Here is a 22,407-nt window from a genome sequence, read left to right as displayed (position 1 = left end):
GACAGAAAAACGATTTGAAAGGGGAACTACCGATGAACGCATATGATGAGTACATGAAAGGCATCGTGAAACCGATGCGTGAAGAGCTTGTACAAGCGGGTTTTACTGAGTTGACGACAGCTGAACAAGCGAAAGAGACGATGGATCAGATGGAAGGGACCGCGCTAATTGTGATTAATTCCGTATGTGGCTGCGCAGCCGGCCTTGCACGTCCCGCTATCAGGGAAGCTCTGCAGGATGCGGATCAAACACCGGATCATTTGCTGACTGTATTTGCAGGTCAGGACAAAGAGGCGACAGAAGTGATGCGCAGCTATTTCCCGGAAGTGCCTCCAAGCTCCCCTTCCATTGCTTTCTGGAAAGACCGCAGTCTTGCATATTTTATACCTCGCGAACAAATTGAGAATTTTGATGTAGAGCAGATCAAAGACCATATCGCAGGCGTTCTCAAACAAATTTGCGAAAAATGAAGGTGATAGCTACAACGGCCGGCCGCCCCGATCAAATGTCGATCCGCCTGGCGCAAGAGGCGGCTGACCATCTGGCGATCCCTTTTGTGGATCGTAAAAAACGATCGGTTGAGTCGATGCAAAATGAATATGGCGCGGGTATTTTAGTCGCGGGTAAAGATCGATATGAATATTTTAAGGATGCAGCTTCGGAGCCTTTTTTCTTCCATCCGAATTCGGCCGCGTTCCGGTTGAAGCGGCTGCTGAAAGGAGAGCGGGATCCTTTTATCGAAGCCTGTGGTTTGCAGCCGGGCCATTCATTTTTAGACTGTACGCTCGGACTGGCGTCTGACAGCATCATCGCCTCGTACATAACAGGGGCTGAGGGAAAGGTGACAGGAATTGAAGCAGATCCTGTCGTTTCCTTCATCACAAAACGTGGACTAAAGACGTTCCCGGCTAGTTCGGATGAGCTGAAAATGGCGATGGATCGTATTCTTGTCATCCAAAGTGAGGCAGTCGAGTTTCTGAAAAAAGAGGCGGATCATTGCTGGGATGTCGTTTATATCGATACGATGTTCAGTACACCGATCGAGGAATCGTCGAATTTCACTCCTTTGCGCAATGCTGGCTATCATTCCGAGCTCACTTATGAATGGCTGGCAGAAGCGAGCCGGGTGGCAAAGCGGCGGGTTGTCGTGAAAGACAGATATGACTCGGCAGTATTTGAGCGGCATAACATGAAGCGGGCCATCCGGCCGAACATCAAATTCCATTTTGGGGTGATGGAGATATGAAAAATGCCGTCCCAAGCGGGACGGCATTTTTTTAAGGTAGGCTCAGTGTGTAAAGTTCAGTGAGCTTAGATAGAGGATAAGTGCGAGCATTCCGATGCCTAGCCAAAGTTGAACGTCCATTTTTGCGATGACCTCCTTACTTGCGAGTACAAATCTTACTGGCTTTATTGTACAATGAAAAGGAGAAATATGAAACCTTTTCAAGCCTAAAGCGTTTAAGAGAGTATTGAACGGATGAAAAGAGACATTGTTTTGACAAAAAGAAACGGGTGAATGGGATGAAGAAGTACATACATAAGCTCCTGATCGCGTCGGTTGCTGTACTGACACTCGGCGTCATATCGCCAAACCATGAATTCTGGACGAATTTACAACCGAAGAGCGATGCGCGCGATACTAACCATGCCGGTGCGAATAATCTTCAAATCGGATTAGGGGATGATTCATACTTTGCTCCAGGCACGGCGCTGCTTGACCCTCCTGCCAGCGAAGAGGACTTATTATTTGCTGCTAGAGAGATGTCATATAAGAAATTCGGCTCCCGGATCGGCCCTGTCATCCAGAATGAATTTGATTCGATCATCTTTCCTAAAATCGAACAAGTCATCCAGTTGACTTTATCCGACAGCGACGGCCTTGTCAGCAGAAGGCTCGCCATCACTGAAACACCATCCGGAAACTATGCGGAGAAGATTTTTCATGTCCATGACAAGGACGCCGAAAAAGACTTGATCCGGTTCCATGTCCGTACAGAAAAAAGGCCGCAAGATGGATATTATTACAACTTCCACTATCACACGGCGAAAGATGATTTTGTTTTGCACTACTCGCTCGGTGATATCTTCTGGTCTAAAAACACTCCGCCAAAATGGCTGTCATAAGTATTGCTTAAACTTCATGCCGCTTCGCCGGAACGTTTTCGGTGAAGCGGTTTATTCGTTTTGCTATACTGGCAATAAAGTAAAGGGAGGCATCTGTTATGAAACAATATTTAGACCTGTGCACACATATCCTTGAAACAGGGAATGGTAAGGAAGACAGGACGGGGACCGGAACAATCAGCGTTTTCGGTTACCAGATGCGTTTTGACCTTTCAAAAGGTTTTCCCCTTCTGACAACAAAAAAAACAGCATTCAGGCTGATCGCCTCCGAACTTCTCTGGTTCCTTAAAGGGGATACGAACCTCCGCACGCTCATCAGTGACCGGAATCCGATCTGGGATGAATGGGGATTTGAAAAATGGGTAAAGAGCAATGAATATGACGGGCCGGATATGACGGATTTCGGGCGCCGCATCCAAGTGGATGAGAAATTTGCTTCAATTTACGATGCAGAGATGGCAGCCTATAAGGAGCGTGTGCTTTCAGACGATGATTTCGCCTCAAAATACGGAGATCTCGGTCCGATCTACGGCAAACAATGGAGATCATGGGATGCCGGAGCTGAGACGGTCGATCAAATTAAAAGTGTCATCGATAGCCTGAAATGCAATCCGGATTCCAGGCGGCATATCGTCACCGCGTGGAACCCTTCCGAGATGAGGGAAATGGCCTTGCCGCCATGCCATGCGCTCTTCCAGTTCTATGTAGCTGACGGGAAATTATCTTGCCAGCTGTATCAGCGAAGTGCTGATGTTTTCTTAGGCGTACCATACAATATCGCCTCGTACGCACTGCTTGTGCATCTGATTGCACGCGAATGCGGCTATGTACCTGGAGAATTCATCCATACACTCGGAGATGCGCATATTTACTCTAATCATATCGACCAGGTGAAGGAACAACTCGGACGGACGCCTAAACAGCTGCCTACCCTCCGGATCACGGAAGATGAAAAATCAATTTTCGACATGACGTATGAAGATATGTGGGTGGAAAACTACGATCCACATCCAAAAATCAAAGCACCAATCGCAGTATGACAAGGAGAGTGTTCACATGATTAGTCTATTGGTCGCCCATGACTTGAACCGGGTCATCGGGCTTGAGAACAGGATGCCATGGCATATACCTGAGGAGCTTGCCCACTTCAAGGAAGTGTCTATGGGAAAAGCGATCATCATGGGCCGTAAAACGTTTGAATCGATCGGTCGCCCGCTGCCCGGCAGGCTCAATATTGTGATGACGAGGGATGCATCCTATGAAGCGATTGGCGCCGCAGTCGTCCATAGCTTGGATGAAGCTATCAGTAAGGGCATGGATTATTCCGATGAGGTCATTGTGATCGGCGGAGCGGAGATCTTCGAAATGGCGATGGATGCGGCGGACCGGATGTATGTGACAGTGATCCGCAAGCAATTCGAAGGCGATACTTACTTCCCGGAGTATGGACAGGAATGGAAAATGGTCTCCGAATCCGAAGACCATTTCATGGAGGACACAACGCCTTTTTCTTATCTGATATTCGAGAAAGAGCAGGATCAGCAATAAAGCAGAACGCTGAAATACATGGAGGCGCAGCCGGCCAGAACGAATAGATGCCAGATCGCATGGTTGTACGGTATTTTTCGGATGGCATAGAAAGCTGCGCCGACCGTGTACAGAACGCCTCCCACAACGAGAAGTACGAATCCTTGGATAGGGATATTCTCGTACAGTGGTTTGATTCCAAAAAGTATGAGCCAGCCCATGACGATATAAAAGATTAAAGAAACAGCCTCAAACCGGTGGATGAAAAAGATCTTGAAAGCGATGCCAAGTAATGCAAGGCCCCAGATGATTCCGAAAAGCGTCCACCCGAGCGCTCCTTTGATCACCACAAGGACATAGGGTGTATAGGTGCCTGCGATCAATACATAAATCGCAGAATGATCGAATATCGCAAAGACTTTTTTATGCTTCTCCGGCATGCTGTGGAGCATGGTGCTCATTAGAAACAAAAGAAGGATGGACATCCCGAAAATGGTATAGCTGACGATGGCAATCGGCTCACCTTTTTTGATCCCTGAAAGGATCAGGAAAACTAGGGCGGGTATGCTGAACAGAAAGCCAACGCCATGTGTGACGGCGTTCCATAGTTCTTCCTTTTTACTTTTAAAATCGATGGCTTCGGACATATCAATACCTCCTCTTGATTTACTATACTAAAATAGAATGAGTTTCGCCAACAAGAAAGGGACGTGTGTTTCATGAAGAAAATACATATCGTGACGGATTCGACTGCAGATTTGGTAAGTGAGTATACAGATGAATATGATATTCACGTCGTTCCTCTCACTATCCACATCGACGGGAACACATATACTGACGGTGTCGATCTACAGCCGGGGTCGTTCCTCGAAATGATGCGGGAATCGAAGGAGCTGCCAAAAAGCTCCCAGCCTGCATCGGGTGTCTTTCAAGACCTGTATGACAGATTAGGCGCAGATGGAAGTGAAATCATCTCAATCCATATGACCGGAGGCATGAGCGGTACCGTAAAATCCGCCCAGGCAGCTGCGGAGATGAGCAGCTCATCTGTTACTGTCATAGACTCGATGTATATTTCGCATGCGCTCACTTTTCAGGTGTTGGAAGCGGCGAAAATGGCGAAAGCGGGAAGCAGCGTAAAGGAAATTGTAGATCGTCTTGAATCGGTCAGACGCAATACAAGATTGTTCGTCGTAGTCGATATTCTTGACAACCTAGTCAAAGGGGGGCGGATCGGCAAAGGGAAGGCGATGCTCGGCTCGCTTCTCAATATCAAGCCGATTGCCATCCTGCAAGAGGGTGTCTACACACCGATCTCCAAAGCGAGGAGCCATAAGCAGGCCGTCACCCAGCTTTTTAAGGCATTTACGGAAGAGACTGCAGGTAAAATCATCCGTTCAGTCGGGATATCGCACGCCAACGGCCTGGCAATGGCAGAGCCGTTGAAACGGCTCATCGAAGAGACAGGATTCAACGATGTGAAGTTATCGCTCACCACGCCAGTCATCAGCACCCATACCGGCGAGGGAGCGATCGGCTTCATGTATTATACGGATTAAGTATAAGAGAGATAAAAAAAGTAAACGACTGGGGGGCATTATTTGAAAAGGATTATCGCATCATTGGTACTCCTCGCATGTCTCATATCCGGCTGCACGCCGGCGGAGCAAGCGTCCCCGTCAACTTTTGAAAGGCGGAATCCGCCGGTTTTCAATGATTGGTTCATGCCGGATTATTTCATACCAGAGACAGTGCATGTAATTGGTCTCGGGGATTCGTTGACGCAAGGGGTAGGAGATGAGCGCAAGCGGGGCGGCTATTTCGGCCGCTTGACAGAGCGTATGGCTTCCTGGAAAGGCGTTAAGGACATTGATGAAGAGAATCTGGCGAAACGCGGAAGGCGAAGCGACCAGCTCATTAAGCAGCTTGAGAAGCCCGAAATCCAGGATGAGGTCAAAAAGGCGGATGTCATTTACATGACAATCGGCGGAAACGATATTATGAAGGTCGTCAAAGCGAATTTGTTTAATCTGCGGGCAAAGCCGTTCTACGAGGAACTGGGGGATTTCGAAAATAGGCTTGATGAAATATATAATATGATCCGCGGGTTGAACGGAGATGCGGTCATCGTTGTATCGGGTCTATATAATCCTCTTACACTCGTTACAGACGAGGAGAATGAATTTGATACGATACTGGAAGATTGGAATGAAGCGATAGAAATGCGTGCCATCATGGATGGAAAGACGTGTTATGTGCCGGTAAAGGATCTGTTCGTCACGAACGAGAACATGGTGTATCACACCGATTTCTTCCATCCAAATGCTGCTGGATACGATAACATGGCGGCACGGTATATCGGAACAATACAAAAATGCGGTTTGTCCGCTTTATCAGACGGGAAACTGGATATAGGGGAGTGAGGGCGCTTGAACTTTTGGAAGATCGCTTTTTTCACGCTGCTAGGCGGTTTGGCGGCAGTAATCATCGGGCTGATCTGGTACATCGGCAATGTGGGGGCTTCTGAGCCTCTTCCGCCAATCGAAAAAGCTGCACCATCAGGGAACCAGCTGACAGTACATGCCACGAAACAGGATCTGGAGGGGATTGCGAACACCTATATAGGCAAAGCTATCAAAGGGGAGCCGCTGCCTGTTACGATGAAGGTCGACGATGATGTCAGCCTGCTCTCGGAATTGACAGTATTCGGTTTCCAATTGCCTGTCATCATGCATTTCGATCCTGTTGTCAGAGAGGATGGCAACCTGATCTTAAAGCAGTCTTCCATGGAAATCGGCCCGCTCAATATTCCGCCTGAGACAGTATTGAAAGTACTGAAGCAATCTGTGGATTTACCCGGCTGGATGATTGTGCGTCCAAAAGAGGAAGAGATCTTCATCAACTTATCAGATCTCCCTGTTTCAGGAAATATCCAAGTGAAAGCGAAGACTTTCAATTTGGCGGACAATGATATCACGCTGGAGGTTACAATACCGAATGAATAAGGAGGAGATGCGGCATGGCACTTGAGACCGCGACTTTCGCAGGAGGATGCTTCTGGTGCATGGTGAAGCCATTCGACAGGTATGAGGGCGTAAAATCCGTTGTTTCCGGCTACACGGGCGGAGACCTTCCGAACCCGACGTATGAACAGGTCTGTTCAGAATCGACGGGCCATCGGGAAGCTGTAGAGATTACGTTCGACGACTCGGTGATCTCCTACAAGGAACTGGTCGATATCTTTTGGAGACAGATCGATCCGACCGATAGCGGCGGCCAGTTTTTTGATCGAGGGGAATCTTACAAAACCGCCATCTATTATCATTCATCCGAGCAGCGGGAAATTGCTGAGAAATCCAAAGAGGACTTGGAGAAGTCAGGTAAATTCGACCGGCCGATCATGACTGATATCAAGCCGGCTAAGCCCTTTTACAAGGCTGAGGAAGGACATCAGGATTACTATATGAAAAATCCTTCCCATTACAACCGGTATGCGGAAGGCTCAGGAAGAGAACGATACAAAAAAGAGACGTGGGGTGACGAATCATGAAGGAAGACCTAAGAGACCGCTTGACGGATATGCAGTATCATGTGACACAGGAGAAAGGCACCGAACCTCCTTTCAGGAATGAATACAATGATACATTCGAAGACGGCATCTATGTAGATGTAGTATCCGGGAAACCGCTGTTCAGTTCGAATGATAAATATGATGCAGGCTGCGGCTGGCCAAGTTTCACCAAGCCGATCGAGACGGAAGAGATCACGGAACACTTCGACGCAAGCCATGGCATGCGGCGGACGGAAGTGCGCAGCAAGACGGCCGACTCCCATCTTGGCCATGTGTTCCCGGACGGGCCCGGCCCAAAGGGGATGCGCTACTGCATCAATTCCGCCGCCCTCCGTTTCATCCCGAAAGAACGCCTGGATGCGGAAGGCTATGGAGAGTACAAAAAGTTATTTGAGAAGTGAGGAGGAGGACGGATGGATCGATCATTCTACCAATACGTCCTATCGCACCGCGGCGGCCCGAAGGAAGATCTGAAGGCCGTCTTTGCGGAAGCGATGTTCGAAGATCACAGCTTCCCGAAACAGGAGCGTTCGTTTGATCAGCTGTCCCGTTATCTTGAGGAAAAAGCGGACGAACGGATGCCCATCGCAGTTTTCGATGAGTTGTATGACTTATATCAAGACCATGTGCACTGAATGGTCCATCATTGCATAAAAGGCGGATAACTTGTATGATGGAAAGGAAAATCGGAAAGAGAGGCTATGTCACATGAGCATACATATCAATGCGCAAAAAGGCGATATCGCGGAAACAATCCTGCTTCCGGGCGATCCGCTCCGTGCGAAATATATCGCTGAAACTTTTTTGGAAGACGTTACGCAGTACAATGAAGTCCGTAACATGTTCGGCTTCACAGGGACTTACAAAGGCAAGCGCATCTCAGTTCAAGGCACCGGAATGGGTGTGCCTTCGATCTCCATCTACATAACTGAACTGATGCAGGAATTCGGCGTGCAAAAGTTGATCCGTGTTGGCACATGCGGAGCGATCCAGCGCGATGTTAAAGTCCGCGATGTCATCCTTGCTCAAAGTGCGACTACAAATTCACCAATCAACCGTACATTCTTTAACGGAGTTGACTATGCACCGACTGCCAATTTCGATCTCTTGCTGAAAGCGTATAATGCAGGTGTCGAAAAAGGCCTTCATCTACAAGTCGGCAATGTCTTTACAGAGGACTTCTTCTATAATGAACATGCCGAGCATGAAAAACTTGCTTCGTACGGCGTACTTGCCGTGGAAATGGAAACGGCAGCGCTTTATACGCTAGCTGCGAAATTTGGCCGTGAAGCCCTGTCTATTCTTACTGTAAGCGATCATATCCTTACAGGGGAAGTGACGTCTGCGGAAGAACGCCAGACAACTTTCAATGACATGATTGAAGTGGCACTCGACGCAGCCATTCAATAACACGCGCGAAGTGAAGTTCGAAGAAGGACCGCTTGCTAGCCAATCAGCGGTCCTTTTTTTGAACGCATGTTGAAAATAATTCCTATTGGACGAAAAGAAGGAAAGTGGGGGGAACCGCATGGAAGATCAAGAGAAACAGGCCCCTGTAGAAGAGGAAAAGAAGGACTATCAGCCGCCGGCAAGCCGGTATATTCGTTTGAAACCCTTCTCCTTGGTCATGCTTATATTCGGACTTGTCCTGGCGACAGCCGCTGTTACATTCTTTGCTCTTACGACCGGGGAGGAAAAGGTCGTTGAAGTCGTCAATCCCCAAACCGCAACGGCGACGGACCGCAAAGAATTCAAGAAACTCTATGACGCTTATGATGAAGTGAAAAAGAATTACTATGCAGATATTGAAGATACCGAACTGATCGACGGCGCGATCAACGGGATGATCGAATCACTCGGCGATCCATTCTCTGATTATCTGAATGAAAAAGAGGCAAAGCAGCTTAATGAGAGCATCTCTTCCAGCTTCGAAGGGATCGGCGCAGAAATCCAGGAAGCAGGCGGCTATATCAAAGTCGTTTCGCCTATCAAAAATTCACCTGCCGAACGTGCTGGCCTCTTGCCGAACGATATGATTCTTGCGGTTGACGGGAAAAGCATTCAAGGCATGTCTTCATCGGAAGCTGTTTTGCTTATCCGCGGGGAAAAGGGGACAAAAGTGACCCTTACCGTACGCCGGGGGGAGACGGCAGATCCGTTTGACGTGAAAATCGAACGGGACATCATTCCGATTGAAACCGTCTATGCTGAAATGCTCGATGACGGCATTGCCCATATCACTATCACCAGCTTCTCGGAACATACGTATGACGAAGTTCTCGAAGCCCTGGATGATATGGAATCGAAAGGCATGAAAGGCCTGGTGCTCGATGTCCGGCAAGATCCTGGCGGCATGCTCAGCACTGCTATCGACATTTCTGACCTATTTGTGCCGGAAGGGAAAAATATCTTCCAATACGAAGGGAAAGGGACCTCGCCTGAAGTCTATGTCGCTTCAGACGGCCGGAAAGTGAATGTGCCTGTGGCAATGCTTGTCGACGACGGAAGTGCATCCGCTTCTGAAATCCTTGCTGCTGCCTTGAAAGAATCAGCAGGCATTAAACTGGTCGGCATCAAGACATACGGCAAGGGGACTGTCCAGACACCAAAAGACATGAAGGACGGTTCGAACCTGAAGCTCACTACAGCGAAATGGCTGACACCGAATGGCAATTGGATCCATACGAAAGGCATCGAACCTGATGTCGAAGTGCCATACCCTTCATATGCCTCGCTGCCATATTTGGATCCTTCCGCAGAGATGAAGCCGGGAATGGTATCCCCGGCAGTGGAAGCGGCAGAGGAGATGCTGAAAGCGGTCGGATACGAACCGGGCGAGGTGGATGGACTATTTGATTCGAAGACAGAACAGGCCGTCAAAGAGCTGCAGAAAGACCTACAGCTGAAAGAGACAGGAATTCTGTCTGGTAATTCAACCCTCGGACTGATGGAATTACTTCGTGAAAAGATCAAAGAAGACGACCCGCAGCTCAACAAGGCGAAAGAAGTTGTACAGGAAGAATTGAAAAAATAAGCATAGCGCCCATTCCGACTGCGGACTGGGCGCTTATTGCTAGGAGGCGGATTTTACGTGATAGATGTCTATTTATTCAGCGGCTTTCTCGGCAGCGGGAAAACGACATTGCTATTGAATACAATCTCCCAATTGAAGGAAGCTGGCAAAAAACCTGCAGTGCTGATGAATGAAATCGGCGCACTTCCATTCGACTCGAACAGGGCGAGGGAAGATGGAGATGTCCCTCTTAAAGAGCTGCTCAGCGGCTGTATTTGCTGCACAGGCTCCGAAAAGACGGAAGCCCAGCTACAGAGCCTCCTTGCCGATTACGAGGGCATTGATGTCATATTGATCGAAACATCCGGGGCAGCACATCCCGTGGAGGCTCTTGATGCAGTCTATTCGCCTCTATTTGCCGACAAACTTGCAGTGAAGGGAATTGTAACAGTCGCTGACAGCGCCCGTTGGCTGAAACGTGATGAATTATCTCCGAGGATCCGTTCTTTATTCATCGAACAGATCCGGCATGCCCACCTGCTGATTGCAAATAAGGCGGATCTCCTGACAGACGGGGAGATGGCGCAAGTAACCGCTGAACTTACAAATTTGAATAGCAATGCGCCAATCATACAGACCATCAATGCCAAAGTTCCTTTTTCATTCATTGAACGTACATTGGATAGTGTGAAAGGAAAGACAAAAGATCCGCTAGTATCGGGAAAGGGACTGCCATTATCAACAAAGCTTCTGGCGTTTGAAGAACCAGTTGACAGGGATGATTTTGAGCGCTGGGTCCGTTCGTTGCCTGAGACGGTATATCGCATTAAAGGATATGTGCCTGTAAAAGGGGCGGAGAACCCTTATCTGTTCCAATACGCGTATGGCCTGACAAATTGGCTGCCTGAATACCTGAAGATGGAGCCCCGCATCGTCATTATCGGAGAGGGTGTAGAGGATATAGGATATGTTTCCCAGAAGCAGTGAATTCTAGAGGTGTCAACCCCTTCGAACTTGCAATAATTTGGGGGGTGTCCAAGAATCTCCAAAAAGTGCGCTTTCAAATCCCTTGTTTCACATAATTCCAGAGTAATTGGCCGTACTGGAAGATGCTGTCCATTCTCGCTTCCTTGCAACCGTTTATGATAGTTTGCGAAGGGAGGAGTTACAGATGAAAAAATCGATGGCAGTCATCTTACTCGGGTCGGCAATGCTAATGCCAGGCCACCATAATGCGGAGGCAGCTTATCAAAATAACGATGCAGACTCCGGATTGCAATCGAATGTCAGATACTATGTTTACCAAGGTACGGATGCATATCAATTCCCGAATCGCGAGGATGCGGATGCGTTCATCAAACAGTATATGGATCAATTGAACAGCTATTTCTCTAGTAATGGCCATATCAATAAACCGGTGACACCTCAAAAGCCGGGAGCTGGAACAAATGTGGAGAAGCCGCAAACGCCAAGTAAACCACAGGCTCCTATTCAAAAGCCAAGCAAGCCGCAAGCGCCTGATGTGAAACCGAATATTCCTGAGAACAATAATGGCCAAACGGCAGTGGAGAAGCCGAATCCGGCACCACAAGCACCGAGTGATGCTTCGCTTTCCGCAGTCGAGAAGGCTGTACTTGACCTGACTAACGTTGAGCGTCAAAAAGCTGGCTTGAAGCCTCTTCAAGCAGATGCTGCACTTATGAAATCAGCCCGTGCGAAATCTGCGGATATGGCATCTAAAAATTACTTCTCCCATACGAGTCCGACATACGGTTCTCCGTTCGACCAGATGAAATCGTTCGGGATCTCCTACCGTGCGGCGGCAGAGAATATCGCCATGGGCCAGCGTTCCCCTGAGGAAGTGGTCAAAGCATGGATGGAATCACCGGGTCACAGACAAAACATCCTGACGCCTGATTTTACACATATCGGCATTGGGTATGATGCGAACGGCAACTACTGGACACAGCAGTTCATTTCGAAGTGATATCTATTTAAAAAATGAAAAAAGGCTTTCCGTCAACGGGCGGAAAGCCTTTTTTCTGTGAGCAGTCTCTTTTGAACAATCCGCAGCCGGAAGCTTAGTACTACCGCGCCGACTGTGAGCCCGGCTATGAGGCCGACCCAATAGCCAAGCGGACCGAGCGTAGTGAACTGTGCCACTAAATATCCTGAAGGCAGTCCGATGAGCCAGAAGGAGACGATGCCCATGATGAATGCGACATTGACGTCCTTATAGCCCCTGAGTGCCCCTTGGATCGGTGCTTGCACTGCGTCGGACAATTGGAAGAAGGCAGCGAAGATAAAGAACTGCATGGCCAGCTTCACAATTGCCATGTCATTAGTGTAGAGCATTGCTATCTGCTCGCGGAAAGCGAGAAGGATTGCAATTGAAACAAAACTGAAAAGGATGGCGAGGACGACACCGATCTTTCCATATTGCTTGGAATCTTCCAGCCGGCCGCCGCCGACAGACTGCCCGACAAGGATGGTCGTACCCATCGAGATGCTGAGCGGCACCATGTATAGAAGTGACGTGAAATTGAGCGCAATCTGATGGGCTGATATCACTTCCGCCGTATATTTGCTCATGAAGAGAGTGACGACCGAGAAGATGCTTGTCTCAACAAAAATCGAGAGACCGATCGGCACACCAATCCACAAGATCTCCTTCATCTTCGTAAAAGAAGCACGCTCCCATCCTTTAAAGAGCAGTAGCTCCTCAAACGGTTTCCGCTTCCATGCGATCATCGCGGCGATTCCAAGAACTATCCAGTACGTGATGCCTGAAGCATACCCCGCACCCGCTCCTCCGAGCTCTGGAAATCCAAAATTCCCATAGATCAAAAGGTAGTTCAGGAAAATGTTGATCGGCGCGGATAATAAAATGATGAACATCGATACCCGGGTCGCGCCGAGTGCGTCAAAGAAAGAGCGGAAGACCGTATAGGCGAACAGCGGAAGCAGGCCGATGGTCATTCCTGTCAGATACGCTTTTGCGACTGATTGCACTTCGCTGTCAAGCGGCATGGAATTGATAGCGGGATAGACGGCGAACCGGATGACGAGAAATACTGCCGCAGCGAGAAGCACTGCGACATACAGGCCTTGATGGACATTTGGGCGGATGTCCTTCTCCCGGCCGCCGCCGGTCAATTGTGCAATGATAGGAGTGAGACCTAGCAGAATCCCTGACAGACCCGTATATACTGGCCCCCAAAAAGAGGAGCCGATTGTGACGCCTGCCAAATGGTATGTATCGTATCGCCCTGTCATAAGGATATCGAAGAACGTCATAAGGTACAGGGCGACTTGTGTGATGAGAATCGGGATGATGACTTTTGCAAAAATCCCGATCTTTCTCTCGTTCGCAGGCATATCGCAAATCCCCCTTTATTCATTTAACAGCATAGCACTATGATTATAGCATGATTTGTCTGCTATAATAACTGGGTAGGCAGAACGGGATCCCGTCCTGCCGCATAAGTTCCGCACGGAGCATATGATTTTCATATAGATGAGGTGAATGGCCACATGAAAAGGCCTGTAATTGTATTGACGGGCGGCGGTACGGCGGGGCATGTCTCCGTGAACGAAGCGCTGATCCCCGTATTTGCCGATAAAGGATATGAGGTCCATTATATCGGTTCGCATGATGGCATTGAGCTGGAATTGATCGGAGAAAGACATCCGGAAGTCGAGTATCATGCCATCCAGAGCGGCAAACTTAGGCGTTATTTTTCACTGAAAAACTTCACAGACCCATTTAAAGTGGGAGCTGGTGTCCTGCAGGCGTACAGCGTCCTCCGGAAACTCAAGCCGGATGTCGTCTTTTCGAAAGGCGGCTTCGTCTCAGTGCCGGTCGTCATGGCTGCGAAACTCGCCCGAATCCCTGTTGTCATCCATGAATCGGACGTCACACCGGGGCTTGCGAATAAACTAGCGCTTCCGATGTCAAATCATATCTTCACTGTATTCGAAGAGACGCTGCAGCATGTTCCGGGAGAAAAATCAACATGCACGGGACCTGTCATCCGTCCAGAGCTATTTAGCGGCAGCCGGACAGAGGGACTGCGTCTCACCGGCCTGCCCGGACAAAAGCCTGTCGTGCTCTTCATGGGCGGCAGCCAAGGATCTGTTTTGCTGAATGACTCGCTTCGGACCGGCATTGATAAGATTCTAGAAATGTTTGAAGTGATACACCTTTGTGGAAAAGGACATATGGACGAATCCCTTGCGGACCGCAAGGGGTATGCACAGTTCGAATATGCCACGGACAGTCTGCCGCATTTGCTGGCAGCCGCTGATCTCGCTGTATCGCGGGCGGGTTCGAATTCAATCTTCGAGCTTCTCGCCCTTCGGAAACCAATGCTGCTCATTCCGCTGTCTGCCGCGAAGAGCAGGGGGGATCAAATCCTGAATGCGAAGCTTTTCAAATCGCTCCGCATCGCAGAGGTCGTCACGGAGGAAGAGCTTGAAGGCCTGGAGATGCAAAGTCTTCTAGCCCGTCTTCTTGATGGAAAAGCCGAAATGGAAGAGGAAATGAAGAGACACTCAGAGATAAAAACTCCTGAGTCGATGGTCGATTTGATCCTGTCGTATAAAAATTAACTGGAAGACGCATGAAGGCTGATCCCTATGGACTCTTCGATAGTTGCAAGATTAGGGAAAGAAGTGTATCCTTGTTGACGGAATAAAGGTAGAGCTGCTACCCGGATCCGTCTTTCAGCAGATGGCATCTAAACTGATATTTATGCAATACTGCAGAGTTAACCCCTTTCGGTTAACGGTTTAGCATGGTACTATTAAGACGGATAAAAATAATAACCCAATATGCCTGTTGGCAAATGTGGAGGTCATTTTACATGTCGAACAATGTAGGTTCCCATCGTTCCCCATACGATGTTTTCTCGGGGCCGAACCTCGGGTATGTGATGGAGATGTACGAGAAATTCAAGTCTTCTCCCGAAGATGTCGACCCTCAGCTCGCTGAGATGTTTAAAAAATACGGAGCGCCGACTGTTCAGGGATTCCAGGAAGCAGTTTCAGCAGGTCCGGCAGCATCCGGAATTGATTTCACCAAAGCGCTGGCAGCATCGGAATTGCTTGAAGCGGTCCGTGCTTACGGTCATCTGGCTGCAGATATCTATCCGCTTCATGATCATCCGAGAGACTCATCACGTCTGGAAATTTCCAAATACGGTTTGACGGAAGACGACTTGCGGTCGCTGCCGGCATCCTTGTTCTTGAAAGAGGTCCCTTCTCATGTGGAGAACGGCTTGGATGCTTTTAACTTTTTGAAGGAACAGTATACTGGAAAAACAGCATACGAGTTTGCTCATCTGATTGATGAAGATGAACGCAAGTGGCTGCAATCCCGTATCGAAAGCGCAAATGCATCCGGTTTGACGGCAGAAGAGAAGAAAGAACTTCTTGAGCGGCTTACAAAAGTGGAAGGGTTTGAAAAATTCATCCACCGGACATTCGTCGGAGCAAAGCGCTTCTCAATTGAAGGACTGGATACACTTGTCGTCTTCCTTGATGAATTGATGAGGAAGTCAGAGGACGCCAATACGGAAAAAGTGCTGATCGGCATGGCACACCGGGGACGTTTGAATGTCCTTGCCCATATTCTCAATAAGCCATATGAGATGATGTTCGCTGAATTCGCAGGAGTGCCTTCGCTAGACTTCTTGCCTGAAGACGGCTCTGTCGTCACGTCACGCGGATGGTTCGGCGATGTGAAATACCACCTTGGGGCCCTTTATAAAGGGAAGTCCAGCGTGGAACGCTTCCTTGCGTATAACCCGTCTCATCTTGAAGTGGTCAACCCGGTCATCGCAGGCCAGACGCGCGCTGCCCAGGAAGATACGTCGAAACCGGGCATGCCTGAACAGGACATGAATGCGGCGTATGCAGTCATGATTCATGGGGACGCAGCATTCCCGGGCGAAGGCATCGCGCAAGAGACATTCAACTTCAGCCGGGTGCGCGGATACCGTACAGGCGGAACTGTTCATGTGATCGCGAACAATACGATCGGTTTCACGACGGAATCTTACGACTCCCGTTCGACCATGTATTCTTCTGATCCGGCAAAAGGATTTGAAGTGCCTGTCCTGCACGTGAACGCCGACGATCCGGAAGCGGTCATTTCAGCTGCCGCGCTTGCATTTGAATATAGACAAACATTCGGCAAGGATATTCTTGTCGATTTGATCGGATACCGCCGTTATGGGCACAATGAGATGGATGAGCCGCTTGTGACAAATCCGCTCATGTATCATGAGATCCATAAGCATCCGACTGTCCGCCAGCTTTATGGAGAGTCATTAGTCGGCGAAAACATTCTATCTAAAGAAGAGGTCGACAAGCTGGATTCGGATGTATTCGGCATCATGCAGGCTGCTTATGATAACGTGAAGAGTCATTCTGCTAATGCGAAGAAACCATCGAACGCGACTCCGGAAGCAGTGCTTCTTGGCATGCCGCGTGATCTGGAGACTGGTGTTGGGGAGGAGAGGCTCCGCCGCATGAACGAAGAGCTTCTTACATACCCAGATGACTTCCATGTGTTTGGCAAGCTTGACCGGATCTTGAAGCGCCGTGAAGAGCCGTTCAAAGGCAAAGGGAAGATCGATTGGGCGCACGCTGAACAACTTGCATTCGGATCTATTCTACAGGATGGCAATCCAATCAGGATTACCGGACAGGACGTGCAGCGCGGAACATTTGCGCACCGTCACCTTGTTTTGCATGACGAAAAGACAGGCGAGGAATTCGTTCCTCTTCATCATATCAGCGAATCTAACGCATCCTTCGTTGCGTACAATAGCCCGCTCACCGAGTTTGCTGTCGTCGGATACGAATTCGGCTATAATCTGGAGAAAGATAAGGCTCTTACGATCTGGGAGGCCCAGTATGGGGATTTCGCGAACATGGCGCAGGTGATGTTCGACCAGTTCGTATCATCCAGCTTCTCTAAATGGGGACAGCAGTCAGGTCTTGTCATCCTTCTTCCACACGGATATGAAGGCCAGGGCCCTGAGCACTCGAGTGCCCGGATTGAGCGCTACTTACAGCTATGCGCTGAAAACAACTGGACAGTGGCGAACATGTCTAGTGCAGCGAACTACTTCCATATCTTGCGCAGACAGGCGCAAGTACTCGGTACGGAAGCAGAGCGCCCGCTTGTGATCGCTTCACCGAAGTCTTTATTGCGTCATCCGCTTGTTGGAGCTGATGTATCGGATCTTTCTGAAGGTCATTTCAAAACGGTGCTTGAACAGCCGGGAACTGGCAAGAATCCGAAGAAAGTGAAGAAGATCCTGTTCGCCAGCGGCAAAATGGCAATCGATCTTGCGGAACAGGTGAAAGACGGAGAAGGATATGATCATCTTCATATCATCCGCGTGGAACAGCTCTATCCGTTCCCATCGGAAAAGATTGCTGAAATCCTCGAGCGCTACAAAGCTGCGAAGGAACTTGTCTGGGTGCAGGAGGAACCGAAGAATATGGGCTCCTGGTCATTCGCATATCCATACTTGCAAGAGCTCGCGGACGGAAGAGACATCTCTTATGTCGGTCGTATTCATCGCGCGAGTCCTTCCGAAGGTGACGGCGAATCGCATAAGAAGGAACAGTCCCGCATCATTGAGGAAGCCCTCAAGAATTAATCAGATTGTCTTCTGCCCTGCAAACAGGGAGACGATATATGTTGATGACGAATCAGCGTGAAGGCCGTGCAAAACGGAAATGAATAGGAGGAATTTATTGTGGCAGAGATCAGAGTACCTGAACTTGCGGAATCGATTACGGAAGGAACAATCGCGAAATGGCTGAAACAGCCAGGTGACCATGTGGACCAAGGCGAATTCATCGTTGAACTGGAAACAGATAAAGTCAACGTGGAAGTCATTTCCGAAGAAGCTGGCGTCATCCAGGAACTTCTTGCAGCTGAGGGCGATACAGTAGAAGTCGGCCAAGTGATCGCTGTTGTTGGAGCAGGCTCAGGCGCTCCAGCCCAATCAGCGGCACCTGCCCCTAAAGCGGAAGAAGCACCTGCTGCTAAACCGGCTGAAGAAGCGGCTCCTGCAGCTTCTGTCCAGGAGACTGCGGAGAACGCTTCCGGTGAACGTACTATTGCCAGCCCTGCAGCACGTAAACTTGCGCGGGAAAAAGGGATCGACCTCGCGTCTGTTTCCCCGGTAGATCCTATGGGCCGCGTACGTGCGCAAGACGTGCAGGCACATGGTAACGCTCCAAAAGCGGCACCGCAAAAACCGGCTGCTCCTGCAGCGGCTGCATCACCGGTGCAAGATGGCCGCGAAACGCGCGAGAAAATGACGCGCCGCCGCCAGACAATCGCGAAGCGTCTTCTTGAAGTGAAGCAATCGACTGCAATGCTTACAACATTCAACGAAATCGACATGACGGCTGTCATGGAACTGCGCAAACGTAAAAAGGATGAGTTCCTCGAAAAGTACGATGCACGTCTAGGCTTCATGTCCTTCTTTACGAAAGCGGTTGTTGCAGCACTCAAGAAATACCCATATGTCAACTCCGAAATTGACGGCGATGAATTGATCATGAAACATTATTATGATGTCGGCATCGCGGTTTCTACAGAAGGAGGACTTGTTGTACCGATCGTCCGTGATGCGGATCGCAAAAACTTCGCGGAAATCGAGAACTCGATTGCTGATCTCGCTTCAAAAGCGCGTGATAACAAATTGACTCTTGGTGATATGGCGGGCGGTTCATTCACAATCACGAATGGCGGCGTCTTCGGTTCCCTCTTCTCGACACCAATCCTGAATGGAACGCAAGTCGGTATCCTTGGAATGCATTCAATCGTGAAGCGGCCAGTGGCAGTCGGCGATAATATCGAAATCCGCCCGATGATGTACGTGGCACTTTCCTATGACCACCGCGTCATCGATGGTAAAGATTCTGTCGGTTTCTTGAAGATGGTCAAAGAATTGATCGAAAATCCGGAAGACCTATTGCTTGGATCATAATTGACACAGGCCTGACGGTCCGGCTGCGGCCGGGCCGTTTTTTGAAATCACATGAAAGGGGATGGCATCATGTCATTCATGGATTGGCTGACAGCACCAACCATCCGGACAGTCACCTGCACGCATGCGAATGCCGAAAAGTATGTAGTTACCAACATGCTGACACCAGGCAAAACATACGAAGTGAAAAATGAAACGGATGAATTCCTTTTCGTCGTTGACAATAGCGGGAAAGTCGGCGGTTACTACAAAACGTATTTTGAGTGAACCTACAGGCAGGCGGAGGATTTCCATTATCCTCCGCCTGTTCTTCATATGAACAACTAGAAACAACAGGCAGGAGGAAATTACATGAACCAGGTGATTGATCAGGAACGCAGCAAGAGAAAAAATGAGGTGTATGAGAAAGAAGATGAAGCTCTCATCCAGGAAGGCGGATATGTTTCGCCGGTTCCTCATATTTGGGATGATGTGCTCGCGGCAACCGTATTGAAACGTCCTGTTTTGTTGAAAGGGCCGACAGGTTCGGGGAAAACACGTTTCGCACAGAGCATCTCAGCATTTTATCGGCAACCGATGCAAAGCGTGAACTGTTCTGTAGATTTGGACGTCGAATCTCTGGTCGGTTTCAAAACGATTGTCACGAAGAACGGGGAGACCCATATCGAGTTTGTAGAAGGACCTGTCGTCAAAGCGATGAGGCGCGGTCATATCCTTTATATCGACGAGATCAATATGGCGAAACCTGAGACATTGCCGATTTTACACAGTGTCCTTGACCATAGGCGGATGTTCACAAATCCATTTACAGGGGAAGTGATCCATGCCCATCAAAATTTTACGGTGATTGCGGCAATCAATGAAGGATATGTCGGTACAAGCCCGATGAATGAGGCCCTGAAAAACCGGTTTGTCTCCTATTCGATCCCTTATCTTGACGGCGGCCAGCTGAAAATTCTATTGCAAGAAATGTTCCCCGATGCGGATGAGAAACAGCTAGCGGCTTGTCTCGCCATCCATGAAGATCTGAAAAAACAAGTAATCAATGGGTTGTTATCTGACGAGGCAGCTTCCGTCCGCAGTCTGATCGACGCGCTTGCCCTTTCCTCGTTGATGCCGCTATCTCGTTCTGTACGATACTCAATAGCGGAAAAGCTTGAAGATCCGCTGGAGCAGAAACTTGTCATGGAACTTGCTGCGACATGGATTCCTCGGGATATGGAGAAAGGCCTGTATGAAAATTGAAGCGCTTTATTCAATTCAACGATGAAAAGGTTGAAGCCAATGAACTTCTGCTATACGAACGTGTGAGCCGTGCGCTTGCTGATGCGCCGTTCCTTGAGCTGACCGAACGCAAGCTGATGGAATTCCGTCCGCTTGAGAGTATGATCTCCATGAGTGTCTTCTGGCGGCATCGTTCCGAGGAATTGACTCATTTGGGGCGACTGTCCGATGTCTATATTTTGACGGCTGGTTTCTGGAGACATTTCTCATTGAATGAATGGCTTGATTTTCGCCGGGAATATAGCAGCCATCCACTGCAGAGATTCGCCAGGGAGCTCCTGCTGCTGATCGAGGAATTTCGAATGATTGAGCTGGTGAGGAAAGAACGTCCCGGAACGGCGGCCGCTTTTCAAGCCCGGATTACGGCGATGCTCGGCTATCACCAAAATTCCAGGACCGTCAACATACAAAAACACTTTCTTGCAGATGCGCTGCTGAATAAACTATATATTTCTTTGCATGCCGGCCGATATGCAAGCGGTGATGAAGAGGGATGGGACTTGCCGCTTGAACGGATTGCCGCCGAACTTGAAAGGGCATATGAGGCAAAAAGTACATCGGACAGCGCCACTATTGCCATGCGGATCGTGACGCTTATCAGCCCTTCAATTCAATATGATCTCACTCATCAATATTATGTGCTTGCGGATTCTATTGATGAGGCATCCGCGGTTTTTCATTACCATGAAGGTATGAAGGATGCAGAGCCGGGAGATGAGAAGCCGAAGGAGACGATTGAGGAAGTATTCCGTTCATGGCACCGTGAGAACGCTGAGGAGTCGGGAGTCCATTTGGAATACGAGCTGGAGCATGGACGTTCAGGAAAGGGAACTGGCGCATCCGCCGCAGCTGGGCATGAAGAGGCAAACATCGAGGAGATCGGTCAAGGCGCTTCTAGAGGCGATAACAGCAGCAAGCGGCAAGACGATATAGAAAAACCCGAGCGGAAGGGCGAGCCGGCTGTTCGGGCGGCCGGGTCAGAGTTCGGCAGTGAACACCTGAATGTCGTATACGAAGAGAGAAAACAAAGCAATGTGCAAACAGGAGAAACGGAGTTCAAGCTGATTGCTTGGCGTGAAGAACAGCGGCCATTCGTCCGTGCGTTTGTCGATGAAATCAAAAAACGCATCGAGCAGAAAGTACAGTACAGGAGGGAAGGATTGCCGAAGGGCAGGCTGTCACCGAAACTGATTACAATGGTTGTCGATGAAAGGCCCAAACCGTTTTATCGCAAATCTGCCCCTTCCCCTGAACTCGATGCGGTGTTTGGCTTATTAGTCGACGGGTCCGCCTCCATGCTCGATAAACTGGAGGAGACGAAAAAAGCCGTCTTGCTGTTTCATGATGTGCTGCGGACGCTTGGGATTGAACATGAAATCTCCTCCTATTATGAAAATGCGGATGAGGCTTCTAAGGAAGTACAGCTGAATGTTTTTGACATGATGCACACTTTCGAAGAACGCAATGCGGACAGTGGACCGGCCATCTTGGGCTTTGAAGCGAACGACGATAACAGGGACGGGTTCGCGATCAGGTGGATGGCTAAGCGACTGATGAACCGCCGTGAAAAGCATAAGTTCCTTCTTGTTTTTTCGGACGGGGAACCGTCTGCCTTCGGTTATGACAGAAATGGCATCATTGATACTAGAGAAGCGGTCATGGAAGCGGAGAAGCAGGGTATCACAGTACTGCATCTATTTCTTCAGCAAGCAGATCCGACAGAAGACCAGAAACAAGTGTTCAGCCTGATGTTCGGCAATAAAAGTGCATCAGCCGGATCGGTTGAAAGTTTTGCAGAACAGACACTACGGCTGCTGCGCAAAGTGCTGACGCTTGTCATCAATCAATAAACACTAAAAAACCGC

Annotated in this window: 23 protein-coding genes; 21 read left to right on the top strand and 2 right to left on the bottom strand. The window is 49.1% G+C overall.

Features of this window, described 5'->3' with window-relative positions; all coding sequences use genetic code 11:
- Window positions 1-32: 32 nt before the first annotated feature.
- From ACZ5FK_RS02415 to ACZ5FK_RS02395, 5 genes are all read left to right on the top strand, one after another.
- A complete protein-coding gene (locus ACZ5FK_RS02415; RefSeq protein WP_464806323.1) occupies window positions 33-470 on the top strand; it encodes a BrxA/BrxB family bacilliredoxin in 438 nt (145 codons plus the stop codon).
- Window positions 467-1,246 carry a class I SAM-dependent methyltransferase gene (locus ACZ5FK_RS02410; protein ID WP_464807342.1) on the top strand — a complete coding sequence of 260 codons (780 nt, stop codon included), beginning with the start codon at window positions 467-469 and terminating at the stop codon, window positions 1,244-1,246. Before ACZ5FK_RS02415 ends, ACZ5FK_RS02410 begins: the two co-directional genes overlap by 4 nt.
- A 278-nt stretch (window positions 1,247-1,524) precedes the next feature.
- Window positions 1,525-2,127 carry a YpjP family protein gene (locus ACZ5FK_RS02405; RefSeq protein WP_464806322.1) on the top strand — a complete coding sequence of 201 codons (603 nt, stop codon included), beginning with the start codon at window positions 1,525-1,527 and terminating at the stop codon, window positions 2,125-2,127.
- A 98-nt stretch (window positions 2,128-2,225) separates the two neighbouring features.
- Complete coding sequence (locus tag ACZ5FK_RS02400; RefSeq protein ID WP_464806321.1) at window positions 2,226-3,167, top strand: thymidylate synthase; 942 nt, start codon at window positions 2,226-2,228, stop codon at window positions 3,165-3,167.
- 16 nt (window positions 3,168-3,183) lie between these two features.
- Complete coding sequence (locus tag ACZ5FK_RS02395; RefSeq protein ID WP_464806320.1) at window positions 3,184-3,675, top strand: dihydrofolate reductase; 492 nt, start codon at window positions 3,184-3,186, stop codon at window positions 3,673-3,675.
- Here the strand turns inward: ACZ5FK_RS02395 and trhA are convergent.
- Entirely contained in the window at window positions 3,666-4,301 is a 636-nt protein-coding gene (gene trhA, locus ACZ5FK_RS02390; RefSeq protein ID WP_464806319.1) for a PAQR family membrane homeostasis protein TrhA, read from the bottom strand. The two genes, ACZ5FK_RS02395 and trhA, sit on opposite strands and share 10 nt — an antisense overlap.
- A 72-nt stretch (window positions 4,302-4,373) precedes the next feature.
- Here trhA and ACZ5FK_RS02385 point away from each other — a divergent pair, with 72 nt between their 5' ends.
- From ACZ5FK_RS02385 to ACZ5FK_RS02340, 10 genes are all read left to right on the top strand, one after another.
- A complete protein-coding gene (locus ACZ5FK_RS02385; RefSeq protein ID WP_464806318.1) occupies window positions 4,374-5,213 on the top strand; it encodes a DegV family protein in 840 nt (279 codons plus the stop codon).
- Between the two features lie 42 nt (window positions 5,214-5,255).
- Window positions 5,256-6,077: a GDSL-type esterase/lipase family protein gene (locus ACZ5FK_RS02380; RefSeq protein WP_464806317.1), complete on the top strand. Its 822-nt coding sequence runs from the start codon at window positions 5,256-5,258 to the stop codon at window positions 6,075-6,077.
- Window positions 6,078-6,083: 6 nt separating this feature from the next.
- The gene (locus ACZ5FK_RS02375; RefSeq protein ID WP_464806316.1) at window positions 6,084-6,659 is read left to right on the top strand and encodes a YpmS family protein; all 576 of its coding nucleotides are present in this window, start codon (window positions 6,084-6,086) and stop codon (window positions 6,657-6,659) included.
- 14 nt (window positions 6,660-6,673) lie between these two features.
- Window positions 6,674-7,204 (top strand): peptide-methionine (S)-S-oxide reductase MsrA, encoded by a 531-nt coding sequence (gene msrA, locus ACZ5FK_RS02370; protein WP_464806315.1) that lies wholly within the window; start codon window positions 6,674-6,676, stop codon window positions 7,202-7,204.
- A complete protein-coding gene (gene msrB / locus ACZ5FK_RS02365) occupies window positions 7,201-7,626 on the top strand; it encodes a peptide-methionine (R)-S-oxide reductase MsrB (protein ID WP_464806314.1) in 426 nt (141 codons plus the stop codon). The genes msrA and msrB overlap by 4 nt, the downstream gene beginning before the upstream one ends.
- Window positions 7,627-7,638: 12 nt before the next feature.
- Window positions 7,639-7,860 carry a YozE family protein gene (locus ACZ5FK_RS02360; protein WP_464806313.1) on the top strand — a complete coding sequence of 74 codons (222 nt, stop codon included), beginning with the start codon at window positions 7,639-7,641 and terminating at the stop codon, window positions 7,858-7,860.
- A 73-nt stretch (window positions 7,861-7,933) separates the two neighbouring features.
- Complete coding sequence (gene deoD / locus ACZ5FK_RS02355; RefSeq protein WP_464806312.1) at window positions 7,934-8,635, top strand: purine-nucleoside phosphorylase; 702 nt, start codon at window positions 7,934-7,936, stop codon at window positions 8,633-8,635.
- A 118-nt stretch (window positions 8,636-8,753) separates the two neighbouring features.
- On the top strand, window positions 8,754-10,259 hold the full coding sequence (locus ACZ5FK_RS02350; protein ID WP_464806311.1) for a lmo1851 family serine protease: 1,506 nt from the start codon (window positions 8,754-8,756) through the stop codon (window positions 10,257-10,259).
- Window positions 10,260-10,316: 57 nt separating this feature from the next.
- Entirely contained in the window at window positions 10,317-11,225 is a 909-nt protein-coding gene (locus ACZ5FK_RS02345; protein WP_464806310.1) for a CobW family GTP-binding protein, read from the top strand.
- Between the two features lie 184 nt (window positions 11,226-11,409).
- Window positions 11,410-12,225 (top strand): CAP domain-containing protein, encoded by an 816-nt coding sequence (locus tag ACZ5FK_RS02340; protein WP_464806309.1) that lies wholly within the window; start codon window positions 11,410-11,412, stop codon window positions 12,223-12,225.
- A 32-nt stretch (window positions 12,226-12,257) separates the two neighbouring features.
- Here the strand turns inward: ACZ5FK_RS02340 and ACZ5FK_RS02335 are convergent, their stop codons facing one another.
- A complete protein-coding gene (locus ACZ5FK_RS02335; protein ID WP_464806308.1) occupies window positions 12,258-13,616 on the bottom strand; it encodes an MATE family efflux transporter in 1,359 nt (452 codons plus the stop codon).
- A 156-nt stretch (window positions 13,617-13,772) separates the two neighbouring features.
- Between ACZ5FK_RS02335 and ACZ5FK_RS02330 the strand changes: the two genes are divergently transcribed.
- The 6 genes from ACZ5FK_RS02330 (at window position 13,773) to ACZ5FK_RS02305 (ending at window position 22,392) form a co-directional block, all read left to right on the top strand.
- On the top strand, window positions 13,773-14,849 hold the full coding sequence (locus tag ACZ5FK_RS02330) for an undecaprenyldiphospho-muramoylpentapeptide beta-N-acetylglucosaminyltransferase (RefSeq protein WP_464806307.1): 1,077 nt from the start codon (window positions 13,773-13,775) through the stop codon (window positions 14,847-14,849).
- A gap of 254 nt (window positions 14,850-15,103) precedes the next feature.
- Window positions 15,104-17,914 carry a 2-oxoglutarate dehydrogenase E1 component gene (locus tag ACZ5FK_RS02325; RefSeq protein ID WP_464806306.1) on the top strand — a complete coding sequence of 937 codons (2,811 nt, stop codon included), beginning with the start codon at window positions 15,104-15,106 and terminating at the stop codon, window positions 17,912-17,914.
- A gap of 99 nt (window positions 17,915-18,013) precedes the next feature.
- Window positions 18,014-19,258 carry a 2-oxoglutarate dehydrogenase complex dihydrolipoyllysine-residue succinyltransferase gene (odhB, locus tag ACZ5FK_RS02320; protein WP_464806305.1) on the top strand — a complete coding sequence of 415 codons (1,245 nt, stop codon included), beginning with the start codon at window positions 18,014-18,016 and terminating at the stop codon, window positions 19,256-19,258.
- A 69-nt stretch (window positions 19,259-19,327) separates the two neighbouring features.
- Complete coding sequence (locus ACZ5FK_RS02315) at window positions 19,328-19,525, top strand: DUF6501 family protein (RefSeq protein ID WP_464806304.1); 198 nt, start codon at window positions 19,328-19,330, stop codon at window positions 19,523-19,525.
- Window positions 19,526-19,609: 84 nt separating this feature from the next.
- On the top strand, window positions 19,610-20,503 hold the full coding sequence (locus ACZ5FK_RS02310) for an ATP-binding protein (RefSeq protein ID WP_464806303.1): 894 nt from the start codon (window positions 19,610-19,612) through the stop codon (window positions 20,501-20,503).
- A complete protein-coding gene (locus ACZ5FK_RS02305) occupies window positions 20,500-22,392 on the top strand; it encodes a vWA domain-containing protein (RefSeq protein ID WP_464806302.1) in 1,893 nt (630 codons plus the stop codon). Before ACZ5FK_RS02310 ends, ACZ5FK_RS02305 begins: the two co-directional genes overlap by 4 nt.
- The last annotated feature ends 15 nt before the right edge of the window (window positions 22,393-22,407 follow it).

The organism is Sporosarcina sp. GTC18466, assembly GCF_055389225.1.
The sequence above is the reverse complement of the archived record's forward strand: the minus strand, read 5'-3'. Positions and strand labels throughout refer to the sequence as shown.